At 71.8% G+C, this 14,665-nt stretch carries 10 protein-coding genes and 1 pseudogene; 8 read left to right on the top strand and 3 right to left on the bottom strand.

The annotated features are described in order from the left end of the window. A partial coding sequence (locus JMV16_RS07430; RefSeq protein ID WP_201493615.1) for a serine/threonine-protein kinase occupies positions 1-2,354 on the bottom strand: 2,354 nt, incomplete at its 3' end. 141 nt (positions 2,355-2,495) lie between these two features. On the opposite strand from JMV16_RS07430, the gene JMV16_RS07435 reads away from it, so the two are divergent. Continuing rightward, complete coding sequence (locus JMV16_RS07435) at positions 2,496-3,080, top strand: ECF-type sigma factor (RefSeq protein ID WP_201493616.1); 585 nt, start codon at positions 2,496-2,498, stop codon at positions 3,078-3,080. A gap of 43 nt (positions 3,081-3,123) precedes the next feature. Here JMV16_RS07435 and JMV16_RS07440 read toward each other — a convergent pair whose 3' ends face one another. Then, entirely contained in the window at positions 3,124-5,265 is a 2,142-nt protein-coding gene (locus tag JMV16_RS07440; RefSeq protein ID WP_201493617.1) for an IPT/TIG domain-containing protein, read from the bottom strand. A gap of 205 nt (positions 5,266-5,470) precedes the next feature. On the opposite strand from JMV16_RS07440, the gene JMV16_RS07445 reads away from it, so the two are divergent. The 3 genes from JMV16_RS07445 (at position 5,471) to JMV16_RS07455 (ending at position 10,147) form a co-directional block, all read left to right on the top strand. Beyond that, the gene (locus JMV16_RS07445) at positions 5,471-6,808 is read left to right on the top strand and encodes an alpha/beta hydrolase family protein (protein WP_201493618.1); all 1,338 of its coding nucleotides are present in this window, start codon (positions 5,471-5,473) and stop codon (positions 6,806-6,808) included. A 594-nt stretch (positions 6,809-7,402) separates the two neighbouring features. Beyond that, entirely contained in the window at positions 7,403-8,023 is a 621-nt protein-coding gene (locus JMV16_RS07450; RefSeq protein ID WP_201493619.1) for a glutathione S-transferase family protein, read from the top strand. Positions 8,024-8,068: 45 nt separating this feature from the next. Next, the gene (locus JMV16_RS07455) at positions 8,069-10,147 is read left to right on the top strand and encodes a pyridoxamine 5'-phosphate oxidase family protein (RefSeq protein WP_236580401.1); all 2,079 of its coding nucleotides are present in this window, start codon (positions 8,069-8,071) and stop codon (positions 10,145-10,147) included. Between the two features lie 39 nt (positions 10,148-10,186). On the opposite strand, the gene JMV16_RS07460 is transcribed toward JMV16_RS07455, so the two are convergent. Beyond that, complete coding sequence (locus JMV16_RS07460; RefSeq protein ID WP_201493620.1) at positions 10,187-11,086, bottom strand: LysR family transcriptional regulator; 900 nt, start codon at positions 11,084-11,086, stop codon at positions 10,187-10,189. Between the two features lie 311 nt (positions 11,087-11,397). Here JMV16_RS07460 and JMV16_RS24590 point away from each other — a divergent pair. From JMV16_RS24590 to JMV16_RS07480, 4 genes and pseudogenes are all read left to right on the top strand, one after another. After that, positions 11,398-11,481, top strand: a pseudogene (locus tag JMV16_RS24590) (DUF1348 family protein); the annotation flags it as partial. A 44-nt stretch (positions 11,482-11,525) separates the two neighbouring features. Continuing rightward, positions 11,526-12,974 (top strand): dihydrolipoyl dehydrogenase, encoded by a 1,449-nt coding sequence (locus tag JMV16_RS07470; protein ID WP_255511413.1) that lies wholly within the window; start codon positions 11,526-11,528, stop codon positions 12,972-12,974. A 27-nt stretch (positions 12,975-13,001) separates the two neighbouring features. After that, on the top strand, positions 13,002-13,619 hold the full coding sequence (locus JMV16_RS07475) for a glutathione S-transferase family protein (RefSeq protein ID WP_201493622.1): 618 nt from the start codon (positions 13,002-13,004) through the stop codon (positions 13,617-13,619). A 175-nt stretch (positions 13,620-13,794) separates the two neighbouring features. After that, complete coding sequence (locus JMV16_RS07480) at positions 13,795-14,652, top strand: Crp/Fnr family transcriptional regulator (RefSeq protein WP_201493623.1); 858 nt, start codon at positions 13,795-13,797, stop codon at positions 14,650-14,652. Positions 14,653-14,665 lie beyond the last annotated feature (13 nt).

Here is a 14,665-nt window from a genome sequence, read left to right on the forward strand (position 1 = left end):
TGCGCTTCGTCGAAGGCCGGCGGCGGCCCGGCGGGGGTGCTGGCCGGCGTCGGGGCCAGCAGCGACTGAGCCAGCTGCCGCGCCGGCGCCGCCTCGCCGGCGGCCAGGTGCAGGCGCAGGCTGGCCAGTTCCAGCGCCTGCACGCGCCCCTGTCCCGCGGCATTGCCGGCGTCGGCCGCCGCCGCCTTGCGCGCCAGCGCCAGCGCCTCGTCCAGCAGCGTGCGCGCCGCCGCATGTTTGCCCTGGGCCGACAGCACCTGGGCCTGGTTGCCACGCGCCACCGCGCGCTGGTACTTGAAGTCCATGTCGTCCGGGAAGACCTCGGCCATCTGGTCGCGCAGCCCGATCTGGCGCGTGTAGGCGGCCTCGGCCTCCTCGCGGCGGCCGGCGATGGCCAGGCACTGGGCCTGCTCGCCGATGGCGAAGGCCAGGCTGTCGGGGCCGTAGCGGTTGGCAGGGTCGGCCACCAGGGCGGCCTCGGCGGCGGCGCGGGCGCGGTCGGCGCTGGCGCAGGCCGCGGCCCAGTCGCCGCGGCTGGCAAAGGCCAGGCTGCTGCCCTGGATGCGCGCCAGCACGCCGTAGAAGCTGATGGCGCTGCTGAGCGCCCAGACATCGGCCGGGTGGCGCGCCAGCATGCCGTCCAGCAGCGGCTGGCCGGCGCGCAGCGCGGCCTCGGCGCGCGCCAGCTCGCCGCGGCGCTGCCAGACCTCGCCGTGGCTGATGTGCATGTTGACGGCCACGCCCAGGGCCTCGGTGCTCATGCCGGGGGCGGCCACATAGCGCCCGGCGTGGGCCAGGGCCTTGCGCAGATTGGCCGCGGCCAGGTCGTGCTCGCCGATGTTGATCGACATGTCCACGCCCTGCAGCCGGCTGATGCGGTAGTAGGTGCTGGCCAGCTCGTAGGCCAGCTGAGGGTCGCCGACGGCCGCCGGCTGCAGGCTGTCCATGAAGGCGGCGGCGTCCAGCAGCAGGGCCGAGCGGGCCGAGGTGGCGCCGGGCAGGTTCTCGATCAGGTCGTGGTACTTGAAGACCAGCTGGTTGGCGAGCTGGCGCACCTGCTTGAAGCGCTGCTGGGCAAGGTCGCGCTGGTTATCGGCCACACGGGCCTGCCACAGTGCCAGGCCGGCGCCGGCCAGCACGGCCACCAGGGCAAGGGCGGCCAGCGCCACGGCTGCGCGGTTGCGCCCGATGAAGCGGCGCAGCACATAGGCCGGCCGTGGCGGCTGGGCCTTGACCGGGTAGCCGCCCAGGTAGGCGCGCACGTCGTCGGCCAGCGCGTCGACGCTGGCGTAGCGCGCATCCACTTCCTTGGCCAGGGCCTTGAGCAGGATGTTGTCGAGGTCGCCCTTCAGGCGCTGGCGCAGGCGCAGCCAGTCGGGGTCGGCCACGATCTCGGGGCCCAGCGTGCTGGGCCGCGAAGGCTGCTCTTCCAGCACGCTGCGCGCCGCCTCCTGCGGCGAGGTGGCGCCGCGGCCATAGGGCCGCACGCCGGTGAGCACCACGTAGAGCAGCACGCCCAGGCTGTAGATGTCGGTGGCCGTGCCCACGGCCTCGCCGCGCACCTGCTCGGGGCTGGCGTACTGCGGCGTGAAGGGGCGCTCGCCGCCCACGGTGATGGCATCGACCGACGAGCCCGGCCCCAGCGGTTCGGCCAGGGCGTCGAGCGCCTTGGCGATGCCGAAGTCCAGCAGCTTGACCTGCTGGTCGGGCGTGACCAGCACATTGCCGGGCTTGAGGTCGCGGTGGACCAGCAGCTTGCGGTGGGCGTGGGCCACGGCGTCGGCCAGTTGCAGGAAGAGCTTTAGCCGCGCCGCCAGCGGCAGGCCGGCGCAGGCGGCGTCCATGGGCTGGCCGACGACGTGCTCCATCACGAAGTAGGGCAGGCCGTCGCCGGTCTGGCCGGCGTCGAAGAGCTGGGCGATGTGCGGGTGCGACATGCGCGCCAGCGCCTGCTGCTCGTGCGCGAAGCGCTCCAGCACCGCGGCCGTGTCCATGCCGCGCTTGAGCACCTTGATCGCCGCCCGGCCGGCGTAGGCGCCGTCGGCGCGCTCGGCCAGCCAGACATGGCCCATGCCACCGGCGCCCAGGCGCTGCACGATGCGCCAGGGCCCCAGGCGCTGGCCCTCGCGGCCCGGTTCGGGCGGGTGCGGGGGCGCGACAGGCCGTGAAAGGAAATCGCCGCCACCCGAGGCCGTGGTGTCGCCATGGGCCAGCAGCGAGTACACCTCGGCCAGCGCCGCGGGCGCCAGGCCGGCGCCGGCCAGGAGGGCCTCGCGCGCCGCCGCGTCCAGGGGCAGGGCGCGCTCGAACCAGCTGCGGACCAGGGCCCAGTCTTCGGGCGGGGGTGTCGTCATCGGGAGAATCCTAAGAGTCGGTGTCCGGGGTGGCCGCCGCGGCCCCCTGTTCGAGGGGGGTGGCGCCGGCCGGGCGGTGGCGAGGAACGTGACTTTTCGGGCAGACCGCAAGCCGCCGATGTACACAATCTCCCCACTGCCATGTCGCCGATCATCGCCCCAGAAAACCCGTCCGAAGTGACGCAGTGGTTGCGCCAGCTGGGCGGCAGCACGCCGCAGGCCTCGAGCCAGCTGTTCGAGCTGCTGTACAGCGAGCTCAAGCGCGTGGCGCGCTCGCAGCTGCGCCGCGAAGACCCCGGCCACACGCTCAGCCCCACGGCGCTGGCGCACGAGGCCTGGTTCCGCATGGCCGAGCAGTCGCGCACGGCGTGGCAGAACCGCAGCCACTTCCTGGCCGTGGCCAGCACGATGATGCGGCGCATCCTGGTCAACCACGAGCTGGCGCGCCGCGCCTGCAAGCGCGACGCCGAGAAGGTGGCGCTCACGCTGTCGGGCCTGGAGCAACTGGCCGACGCGCCCGACCGCGACGTGGTGGCGGTCCATGAGGCCCTGCTGGCCTTCGAGACCGTCGATGCCCGGGCGGCCAAGGTGGTGGAGCTGCGCTTCTTCGGCGGGCTGGAGAACGAGGAAGTGGCGCAGGCGCTGGACATCAGCCTGGCCACCGTCAAGCGCGACTGGGCCGTGGCCCGCGCCTGGCTCAAGCGCGAGCTGGCCAGCCGGCCCTGAGCGCGGGCCGGACGGGCCGGCGCCGCAGCGCCGGCCGCGGCCCTCACGGCAGCGTGACCGACTTCACCCCGCCCACCGTGACCACCCGGTCGGGCGAGGCCGCCATGCCCACCAGTTGCAGCTGGCCCGTGCCCGTGCCCTGGTAGGCGATGCTCCAGCTGGCGCCACCGTCGGTGGACTGCACGATCATGTTCTGGCTGCCGCTGATGCTGCCCGCCGCACCGGTGGCGTAGATCGTGCTGCCCACCGCCAGCACCGCCTGCAGCGGCACGCCGGACAGCGCTTCGCCCGCAGCCAGCGCGCGGCGGGTCCAGGTGAGGCCGTCGGGCGAGGTCATGACCACGGCGTCGGCGCCGAAGTTTCCGCTGCTGCCGCCCACGGCCACGAACTGGCTGCCGGTCCAGGTGACGGCAGCAGGGCTGAAGCCGGATACGCCGTTGGCGTAGCTCCAGCCGCTGCCGGTGTCGACCAGGATCACACCATTGGAGGCCGTGTCGACGGCCACGGCCACCCGGGTGCCGCTGTTGCCGGCCAGGCCGCGGACCTCTCTGAGGAAGGTGTCGGCTGGCGTGCGGGCCGGCAGGGCGTCCACGCTCCAGGTCACGCCGTCGCTGGACGAAGCCACCGCGCCGGCGCCTGCCACCGTGATCTTGCCGCCACCTGCACTTGCGGCGACCAGCTTGTTGACATCGCAGCACGCATCAGGTGTCCAGCTGCGGCGCGTCCAGGTCAGGCCGTCGGGCGAAGTGGCGATCAGCGCCGACGCGCTGGACCCGAACACCTTGTCGCCCACCATCACGAACTGGCTGCCGGTCCAGGTCACGGATGCGGCCTCGAAGTAGTTGCTGTCGGGCGCGGTGGCCGTGGTCCAGCTCAGGCCATCGGTGGAGGTGAGCAGGGTGCGGCTGAAGCCCACCGCCACGAAGCGGCCGGCGCCGTAGGCCAGGCCGCTGAGCAGAAAGCCGCTGGGCGAGGCGCGCGAGACCCAGCTGCCCGTGCCACCGCCCGCCGCGGCCGTGACGCTGAAGCTGGCGCTGCTGGTGGCGGCCTGCTCGCGCAGCGTGTTGCTCACCGTGATGGGGCCGCTCACGGCGCCGGCCGGCACCTTGACCACCACCGCGGTGGCGCTGCTGCTCACGATCTCGGCCACCAGGTTGTTGGCGAACTTCACCTGCACATGGAAGGGGTCGGGGTCGAAGCCGCTGCCGCTGAGCGTGACGGTGGCGCCCGCCGCGCCGCCGGCCGGCGCGAATCCGCTGAACACCAGCGCCGCCGGCGGCGCCACGCCCAGCGCACCTTGCAGGTCGGCGTTGGCAAAGGCGGCCATCGCGCTGCGGCCAGCCGCCAGCTGCGTGGCCAGGTCGGCGGCGGTATAGACGAAGCCGGTGCTGCCGGCCGCGCTGCCGGCCAGCGTGCCGTCGGCCAGGTCGGCGGCCAGCGCCGTGGTCACGGCCAGCGCCGGGGCTGCAGCGCCCAGGCCCATGCGCGCCAGGGCCGCCAGGTGGAAGGCGTAGCGGTCGGCGGCGCCGGTGCCCAGGCTGCCGGCGGCGGTGGCGGCGGTCCAGGGCGTGGGCGGGGCCAGGATGTCCAGCGTCACGCCGGCGCCCAGCACCTGGGCCACGACGGCGGCATTGGCGGCGTTGACCTGGGCCGCGCTCAGCGCAGCCAGGCTGCCGGCGGCGGCCAGGGCCTGGCGGGTGGCGATCTCGGTCAGCGGCGTCACCGCCAGGGCCAGCGGGCTGGCGAGGGCCGGGGCCAGGGCACGCAGGCTGCTGGTCGCAGGGAAGGGCAGGCTGGCGGCCAGCGCTTCGTCGTAATAGGTGCTGCTGCCGTCGCCACGGCCGCTGACGGTGACCAGCACCGGCCCGGCGCAAGTGCCGCTGGTGCTGACGGTGACCGCGCCGTTGCTGCCGGTGGCACCACTGCCCAGTGCCGCGCCCGTGGCCGCGCAGCTGACGCTGACATCGGCATTGGCCACCGCGCCCAGCGCGGCGGTGATGGCCGCGCTGCCCGTGGCTGCGCCGCTTGTCACGGGCGCAGGGTCGTCGTCGCCGCCGCAGGCGGCCAGCAGCGTACACAGCAGCAGCGCGGAGCCCAAGGCGGTGGCGGGGCGGCGGAAGGCCGGGCGCGGGGCGCGCGCCGACAGCGGGGCGGGGGTAACGGCGAGGGCGGGAACGAGGGGCATGGTGGGCGCTCCTGGGGTGGCGGCCGGAAACTGGCCTTCCCCTGCCTACGCCGGGGGCCGGGGCAAAAGGGCTCAGGGCCGGTGTCGGCGCGCCAGCAGGCAGCCGGGGCCAGCGCTCCAGGACCGATCGGGTTAGCCCTTGCCCGGGTGTGCGGCCCCGGAGCTAAGCTGCTCGGCCTCGAACGACCACTGGTGACACCCCCCTATGCGATTCCTCCAATTGACCAGCGCGGCCCTGGCCGCAGCTCTGCTCGTGGCTTGCGGCGGCAGCGACGATGATCCGCCCGCACGCGGCACCGTGCTCAGTGGCCTGCAACTCGGGCAGTCGACCCGGGCGCAGATCGATGCCGGCACGGCCGCCTCGGGCGCGCAGGCGCTTACCGGCGCGGCGCGCTGCGACGTCGTCGTGCGCTACGTGCAGTACTCCACCCGCACGCCCTCGGGTGAAGCCGCCCGCGCGTCGGCCGGCGTGTTCGTGCCCACCGGCACCGACCCGGCCTGCACCGGCCAACGGCCGGTGCTGCTGTACGGCCACGGCACATCGACCAGCAAGGCCAAGAACATGGCACTGGCCAGCACCGATGGCGAGGCCTCGCTGCTGGTGGCGATGTACGCGGCGCAGGGCTTCATCGTGGTCGCCCCGAACTATCTCGGCTACGACGGCTCGCTGGACTGGCACCCCTACCTGAATGCCACCGCGTCGGCGGTCGACATGATCGACGCCCTGCGCGCCGCCAAATCGCACCTGGCGAGCGTCGGCGGCACCACCGCCTCGCCGCAGCTGCTGATCAGCGGCTATTCGCAGGGCGGCCATGTGGCGATGGCCACGCACCGCGAGATCCAGGCCAACTACGCGGGCGAGCTCACCGTCACCGCCTCGGGCCCGATGTCCGGGCCCTACAACATGGTCGGCTTCAGCGATGTGGTCAACGGCCCCGGGCCGATCAACGCCGGCGCCCTCACCTTCGCGCCGATGCTGCTGACCAGCTACCAGCGCAGCTACGGCAACATCTACAGCGCGGCCTCGCAGGTCTACCAGCCGCCCTACGACACGACGGCGCCCAACATCTACCCGAACGATGCCACGACGGCCCAGTTGATGACGCAGGGCAAGCTGCCGAACGACCCGACGCAGACGCTGCTGTTCGGTGCCGGCGGCCTGCTGACCGACGCCTTCAAGGCGGGCTACGCGACCTCGGCGTTCCGCACGGCGCTGCAGAACAACACGCTGCTCGGCTGGACGCCGGCGCGCCCGGTGGCGATGTGCGGCGGCGCGCAGGATCCGACTGTGTACTACGCCGTCAACACCAGCGCGGCGCAGGCCGACTTCGCGTCGCGCAACGTGCCGGTGCCCGCGTTCGACCTCGAGAACCGCGCCACCCTGCCCGCCGGTGCGCTGGGCGATGCGCTCTTCGGCGGCTTCCAGCAGAGCAAGGCTGCGGCCGGCGCCAGCGTGCAGGCGCAGTACCACGGCACGCTGGTGCCGCCGTTCTGCAGCGCCGTGATTCGCGGCTTCTTCCAGCAGGTGCTGGCGGCGCCCTGACGGACAGGCGCGCGCTCGGCGCAGGCGCCGAGCGCGCAGCCCTGACACCAGCCCGGACACCAGCCCTGCGAACCCGCAGGTGCTGGCCCTGCGTGCCTGCACCGTGCAGGCCGGCGCCGAGGGCCTGGACAGCGGGCTTGTTGCGGCCCGCCGGCGGGGGCGTCCCTTGACCTGCAAGGCGAAGCCCGCCGCACGAGCGGGGGTCGATCAGCCACGACCCGCGCAGCGTTGTTGGCGCGCGCAAGTCCCCCGACTCTTGCAGGGCGCGAAACACTGACTTGGCGCGCGCAGGCATTCCGCTGCGCGGCATGAGCGGCCACAGTCATGGCCATGCGCCGGCCATTCGGCCACGCGGATCCACGGAGCCCGCCATGCCCCACGCCTTCGCTGACATCGCCTTCACGCCTTCGGTCAAAGCCGCGCAGCACCGCGGCGGCCCGCCCGCACCGGGCTGAGCGGCGCCGGCCGGCGGCGAGCCAGGCCTCGTCCCGTCGCGATCCCTTCCGAGTCTGTCTGCCCCGCCCCCGCTACGTTCGCTCGGGGGCGATGGCCCCCTGTCGCCCGCGAACCTTCCATTACTGCAGGAGCACCCTCATGTCCATCACCCTCCACGGCTTTTCGCTCTCCGGCCACTCGCATCGCGTTCAACTGGCGCTGTCCTTGATGGGATTGCCGCACCAGGTGGTGCAGGTCGACCTGAAGCACGGCGCGCACAAGTCGCCAGAGTTCCTGAAGCTCAACCCCTTTGGCCAGGTGCCGGTGCTCGATGACGACGGCACCACGCTGTTCGACTCCAATGCCATCCTGGTCTACCTGGCCACGAAGTACGACGCCGACCGCCGCTGGCTGCCGCGCGACCCCAAGGGCCAGGCCGACGTGCAGGCCTGGTTGTCGGTGGCGGCCGGCCTGGTGGCCTTCGGCCCGGCAGCGGCACGCCTGATCACGGTGTTCGGTGCCCGGTTCAATCCGGAGGATGTGATCGGCCGCGCGCATGGCCTGCTGAAGGTGATGGATGGGCTGCTGGCCACGCGCCACTTCCTCGTGGGCAACAACGCCACGCTGGCCGACATCGCCGGCTACAGCTACATCGCGGCCGCGCCCGAAGGCAATGTGGACCTGGCTGCCTACCCGAACGTGCGCGCCTGGCTGGCGCGTGTGGAGGCGCTGTCGGGCTTCGTGCCTTTCCAGAAGACGCCGGTCGGCCTGGCGGCCTGACCGCCATCCATCACACCACCCATCGCGCCATTCCAGGAGCCGACCATGGACACCGACCTCGCGCGCCACGACAACCCTTTCCACGCCGGCGAGCAAGCGGTGCATGAGCGCCTGGGCATCCGCGAAAGAATGGTCGGCCTGGGGCAGCGGGTGATTCGCACCTTCATGCCCGAGCAGCACCAGCGCTTCTTCGAGCAACTGCCCTTCATGCTGGTGGGCTCGGTGGATGCGGCCGGCCGGCCCTGGGCGTCGGTGCTGGTGGGCCAGCCCGGTTTTGTGCAGGCCCGGGGCGCCAGGCAGCTTGACATCCAGGCGCGCCCGATACCGGGCGACCCGCTGGCCGAAGGCCTTGCGCCGGGTGCGCAGCTGGGGTTCCTGGGCATCGAGCTGCACACGCGCAGGCGCAACCGCGTCAACGGCCATGTCGTGGCTGCCGATGCGGCCGGCTTCAGCGTCGAGGTTGACCAGTCGGTGGGCAATTGCCCGCAGTACATCCAGGGGCGCGAGTTCAAGTGGCTGCGCGACGCGGCCGATCTGCGGCCCCGCGGCACCGAGGCCCTTACCGCGCTGGACGCCGATGCGCGAGCGCTCATCGAACGTTCGGACACCTTGTTCATCGCCACCCAGGCCCCCGCCACCGCGGATGCCCCCGACGTGAGGAGCGGCCGTGGGGCCGACGTCTCACACCGCGGCGGCCGGCCCGGCTTCGTGTTGATCGAGGACGAGCGAAGCCTCCTCGTGCCCGACTTCACCGGCAATTTCTTCTTCATGACCCTGGGCAATCTGCAGATCAACCCGCGCGCCGGTGTCCTGTTCATCGACTTCGAGACCGGCGACCTGCTGACCCTGACCGGCACCGCCGAGGTGGTGTGGAGCGGCGATGAACTGAAGGACTTCGACGGCGCCGAACGCGCCTGGCGCTTCCGCATGCAAGCCGGCTGGCGGCTGCGCGGCGCATTGCCGCTGCGCTGGGCCTTCCGCGACTTCTCACCCAACTCCACCCTCACCGGCACCTGGGCCGCGGCCGAGGGGCGCCGCGAGGCCCGGCGCCTGGCGCAGACCTGGCGGCCTTACCGGGTGGCGCGCATCGACGACGAGAGCCGCGTCATCCGCTCCTTTCACCTCGAGCCGGCCGACGGCCATGCCGTGCCAGCCTTCCAGGCCGGGCAGCATCTGCCTATCCGCCTGAAGGCCGCCAAGGGCGAGCACTTGCACCGCACCTACACCCTCTCGCAGGCCCCCAGCGACGAGGGACTGCGCCTGAGCATCAAGCGCGAGGGTGTGGCCTCCAGCCATCTGCACGACCACGTCCGTGTGGGCGACGTGCTCGAGGCGCTGGGACCGCGTGGCCAGTTCACCATCGACGCTACGCTGCGTCGCCCGGCGGTGCTGATCGGCGCCGGCGTGGGCATCACGCCGATGGTGGCCTTTGCGCGCCACCTGGTCGCCGAGGGCTTTCGAAACCGGCGCACGCGGCCTGTACACCTGATCCAGGTGGCACGCGACGAGGCGCTGCGGGCCTTCGGCGCCGAACTGCAGGCGCTTGCGCAGCGCGCCCAGGGCGCGATGGCACTGCACGTCGTGCTGGACCACGGCGCCGGCGCAGCACAGGCCGCGCTGGAGGTGGTACACAAGGGGCCGCTGACGATGGCGCTGTTGAAGTCGCTCCTGCCCTTCGACGACCACGAGTTCTTCCTCTGCGGACCACCCGGTTTCATGCAGGCGCTGTACGACGGCCTGCGCGACCTTGGCGTGCGCGACGCACGCATCCAGGCCGAGGCCTTCGGCCCGTCCTCGCTGAAACGCCGCCTGGACGGCGCGGTGGCTCAAGCACCCCCGCCGGCCCCGGCTGCCCGCCAGGCAACGGTGACTTTCACGCGCACCGGCGATGCGGCCGAGTGGACGCCCGAGCATGGCACGCTGCTGGAATTTGCGGAAGGCAAGGGCCTGAACCCGCCGTTCTCTTGCCGTGCCGGGCATTGCGGCTCTTGCGCCACGCGCCTGACGGCGGGTGCCGTGACCTACGCCGAGCCCACCGCCTGGCGGCCGGCGCAGGGTGAAGTGCTGTTGTGCTGCGCCGTGCCCGCCGCTGGAGGCGGCGAACGCGTGGCGCTTGATCTCTGAGTGCGGGAGTGCCAGGCCCGCGCCGGCTGCCGTGTGCCTTCAGTTCAATGCCGGATCGGCCCGCAGCGTGTCCACCGTCAGGTCGACGAAGGCACGCACCTTCTGCGTCGCACGCCGCCCTTCGTGGTGCACCACATGCACCGGCAGCGGCGCGGTCTCGTAGTCCTGCAGCAGCAGTTGCAGCGCGCCGCTGCGCACATGCTCCGCCACCTGGTAGCTCAACAGCCGGGTGATGCCCAGCCCCGCCACGGCGGCCATGATGGCGGAGTCGTTGGTCGTCGTGCGCATGCGCGCCTGCATGCGTTGCAACAAGGGCTTGCTGTTGTCGTTGAAGCGCCACTCCGACACCGGGGTCACGCCGGCGGCCGAGACGATGGTGTGTGCGGCCAGATCCTGGGGCTGCTGCGGCACGCCGCGTGCCGCCAGGTAGGCCGGTGCGGCCACCAGCACACGGCGCACGCGCCCCACGCGGGCGGCCTGCAGCGACGAATCCGGCAACTCGCCAATGCGCACCGCCACGTCGATGCCTTCTTCGACCACGTTGACCACGCGGTCCAGGAACAGGCATTGCGCGTCAACTTCGGGGTATTGCTGCAGGTAGCGCACCAGGATCGGCGTGACATAGAGCTGGCCGAACAGCACCGGCGCCGTCAGCGAGAGCGTGCCCCGAGGCGCGGCGTGGGTGCCGGTGGCCACCGTTTCAGCCTCTTCGATGTCCGCCAGGATGCGACGGCAGTCATCCGCAAAGCGCGCGCCCGCGTCGGTGACGCGCACGACGCGGGTGGTGCGGGTCAGCAGGCGCAGCCCCAGGCGCTCTTCCAGTTCCGCGACCGCGCGTGTGACCATCGGCGGTGACTGGTTGAGCTTGCGGGCTGCACTGGCGAAGCCGCCGCTGTCGACGACCGCCACGAAGGTGGCCATGGCTTGCAGACGGTCCATGTTGTTTCCGCTTCTGGAATGCTGTCTTGGCTGATGGGCGGATTCTCTGCCCGGCCGCCATCACGCAGAGTTCATGTGCCGTCCCGCCCCCCACTCGAGAGCCTCGACCCTGTTGCCCGCACCCTTCTTCAGCGAAGTTCCCGACGATCTGGCTTGCGCAGCCGCGTGGCTGGATCGCGACTTGATGCGGTCCCTGCTGGACCTGCGTCACTTCCCACCCATTGATGAGCCCACCGGAGCCCGACATGACTGCCAGCATCGCACCCCGCCCGCCCCTGCCCCCGTTTCCCCGCGAGACCGCAGCGCAGAAGGTTCGCATTGCCTGTGAATGGCGCCACGACGCCGGCAACGGGTTCCGCTCGTATGGCAATGAGAACTGGGAGTTCGACGACCACGCGGGCTTGAGCGGGCTGGGACTTTGAGCGACCAGGAGCCCACCGTGACTTCCAATTCCATCATCGAGACCGACGTTGCCATCATCGGAGCGGGCACGGCGGGCATGTCGGCCTACCGCGCGGCGCTGGAGCACACGCCGCGCGTGCTGCTGGTCGAGCGTGGCGTCTACGGCACCACCTGTGCGCGTGTCGGCTGCATGCCCAGCAAACTGCTGATCGCGGCGGCCGAGGCGGCGCACGCGGTGGCTGGCGCGGCGCGCTTTGGCGTGACGGCCGGGCCGCTGGCCATTGACGGCCGCGCCGTGATGGAGCGCGTGCGCAGCGAGCGCGACCGCTTCGTGGGTTTCGTCGTCGACACCGTTCAACGCTGGCCTGCCGAGCACCGCCTGATGGGCCACGCCCGCTTCATCGACGATCACACCCTGGAAGTGGGCTCGACCCAGGTCCGCGCTGGGCGCATCGTCATCGCCACAGGCTCGCGGCCCGCGGTGCCCGAGGCCTGGCGCAAGGCCCTGGGTGACCGGCTGATCGTCAACGACGATGTCTTCGACTGGACCGATCTGCCGCGCTCGGTGGCGGTGGTCGGTGCCGGGGTCATCGGGCTGGAACTGGCGCAGGCGCTGCACCGGCTGGGCGTGCGGGTGCGCCTGTACGGCCGCACGGATCGCGTCGGCCCGCTCACCGATCCGGCGCTGCAGGCGCTGGCGCGCCAGGTGTTCGCGACCGAATTGCCCATGAGTACCGACATCGCACGGATCGAGCCCCGCCGCGACGGCAGCAGCGTGGTCGTGTGTGCCAGAGGCCGCGACGGTGGCGTCCATGAGGAACGCTTCGACTGGCTGCTCGCCGCCACCGGGCGCCGGCCCAACGTCGACCCGCTCGGCCTGGAGCACACCTCGCTGCCGCTGGACGCGCACGGCATCCCGGTGCATGACCGCCGCACCGCACAGGTGGGCGACCATCCCGTGTTCATCGCAGGCGACGTGAACGAGGACCGCCCGCTGCTGCACGAAGCGGCTGACGAAGGGCGCATCGCGGGCGACAACGCGGGCCGCTTCCCCGACGTGCGCATGCGGCCGCGCCGCGCGCCACTGGCGGTGGTGTTCAGCGAACCGCAGATGGCACTGGCCGGCGCCAGCCACGCCGAGCTGTGCGCCAGCGGCACTGCCTTCGAGACCGGCCGTGTTTCCTTCGACGACCAGGGCCGCAGCCGCGTGATGGGGCGCAACCAGGGTGCCTTGCACGTCTATGGCGAGGCGAGCACCGGCCGCTTCCTGGGCGCTGAAATGCTGGGTCCGGCGGCCGAGCACATCGGGCACCTGCTGGCCTGGTCGGTGCAACGAGGCGACACGGTGCAGCAAATGCTGGACAGCCCGTTCTACCACCCGGTGGTCGAAGAGGGCCTGCGCACCGCGCTGCGCCAGCTGCAGCGCGCTTTGCGCATGGGCCCGGTGCCCGTGGAGCGCTGCCTGGACTGCGGCCCCGGCGCATGACACCCCCTCGCCACTGAAGGCCTATTCATGATCGACGTCTACACCGCCCACACGCCCAACGGCGTGAAGGTGCCCATCGCGCTGGAAGAACTGGGCGTGCCCTACCGCATGCACCGCATCAACCTCGGCGCCAATGAGCAGAAGCGACCGGAGTTCCTGCGCCTGAACCCGAACGGCCGCATCCCGGCCATCGTGGACCCGGAAGGCCCGGGCGGTTTGCCACTGAGCGTCTTCGAGTCCGGTGCCATCCTCTGGTACCTGGCCGAGAAGTTCCCGGGGCTGATGCCCGGTGATCCGGTCGAGCGCATTCGCGCGCTCGAGTACACCTTCTTCCAGGTCGGCGGCATCGGGCCGATGTTCGGACAGGCGGGATGGTTTGCACGCCACACCGAACGCATGCCGCTGGCCATCGACCGCTACCAGGCCGAAGCGCGGCGGCTGACCGCCGTTCTCGAAGCGCGCCTGCAGGCCGTACCCTGGCTGGCGGGGCATGTCTATTCGGTGGCCGATGTCATGAACTTCGGCTGGCTGCGCGCACCCCAGTACGCCGGCGTGAACCTGGAAGAGTTCCCGGCCGTCCAGGGCTGGGTCGAGCGAATCGCGGCGAGGCCGGCCGTGTTGCGCGGGCTGCAGGCGCTGGCCTGATTGCCAGCAACCCCGGGCGCAGGCCGCCGCCACCGCGCCGCCACCGCGCAGTGATCGAAGCACGACGACGGGTTCATCGTCTGCCCCATCGGCGCCGTGCCGTCGCGCACCATGGGGCGCGCTTCGATGGTGGCCATGCATTCGGGGGGGCTGCTTCTCCCTTCCGGGCCCTGGCGTGGATACTTGGCCCCGCGTTCGAGCGGCCGGACGGGCAGAGCAAGAAGGAGCGGACTTGGAGGTCGGGTCTTTCATCGCGGAACAGTCCGCGCAACTGCTCCATCTGCTCAACGACCAGGACCAGTGGCTGGCCCTCGCGGCCGGCACGGTGGCTGCCGCCCTGATCGTGGTGTCATCGCTGGTCAAGACCATCATCCCGCTGCGCTGGCTGGCCGTCGGCGGCAACATCGGCTTCATCGTCTACGGTCTCGCCCATCCGGCGCCGATGGTGGCGGTGCTCCACGCAGCGCTGCTGCCGATCAACCTCTGGCGCGTGCTCGAAATGTGGCGCCTCACCCGGCGCGTGATGCGCGCCGAGGCGGCCGGCAGCGAGTTGCGCGTGTGGCTGCAGCCCTACATGAAGCGGCGCCGCCTGCGCGCCGGCGCAGTGTTGTTTCGCCACGGCGACCGCGCCGACCGCGTGTATGCGCTGGCCGAAGGCCGGCTCGTGGTGGTCGAGACGGGCCGCGTGATCGAGGCCGGCGAGATGTTCGGCGAGATCGGCTTCTTCGCCCCAGGCGGGTGCCGCAGCGCCACCGTGCGCAGCCTGCAGCCGAGCACCTTGCTGTCTCTCGACGAGGCGAGCTTCCGTCAACTGTTCTTCCAGAACCCGGGCTTCGGCTTCGAGGTCGTACGTTTGATTGCCGGCCGGCTTTCAGCCGACGTGCAGCAACTGAGCGGCGAGGTGAGGACGCTCGAGGCGCGGCTCGCGGCCGGCTCCGGGGATGGATCGACCGCGGAGACTCTCGCCGCGATGGCCGATGCCGAGGGGGCCGCGAGGTCGCGGTCTTCGTCGGGGCTGGACACGGGTGTCTGAGGCTGGCTCGCCG

Source organism: Rubrivivax sp. A210 (assembly GCF_904426505.1).
GTDB lineage: Bacteria > Pseudomonadota > Gammaproteobacteria > Burkholderiales > Burkholderiaceae_C > Rubrivivax.

Excerpts from the sequence above, each read along its gene's own strand:
- JMV16_RS07435 (WP_201493616.1), top strand. The coding sequence starts at position 2,496 with ATGTCGCCGATCATCGCCCCAGAAAACCCGTCCGAAGTGACGCAGTGG.
- JMV16_RS07460 (WP_201493620.1), bottom strand. The coding sequence starts at position 11,086 with ATGGACCGTCTGCAAGCCATGGCCACCTTCGTGGCGGTCGTCGACAGC.
- JMV16_RS07445 (WP_201493618.1), top strand. The coding sequence starts at position 5,471 with ATGCGATTCCTCCAATTGACCAGCGCGGCCCTGGCCGCAGCTCTGCTC.
- JMV16_RS07455 (WP_236580401.1), top strand. The coding sequence starts at position 8,069 with ATGGACACCGACCTCGCGCGCCACGACAACCCTTTCCACGCCGGCGAG.
- JMV16_RS07475 (WP_201493622.1), top strand. The coding sequence starts at position 13,002 with ATGATCGACGTCTACACCGCCCACACGCCCAACGGCGTGAAGGTGCCC.
- JMV16_RS07440 (WP_201493617.1), bottom strand. The coding sequence starts at position 5,265 with ATGCCCCTCGTTCCCGCCCTCGCCGTTACCCCCGCCCCGCTGTCGGCG.
- JMV16_RS07450 (WP_201493619.1), top strand. The coding sequence starts at position 7,403 with ATGTCCATCACCCTCCACGGCTTTTCGCTCTCCGGCCACTCGCATCGC.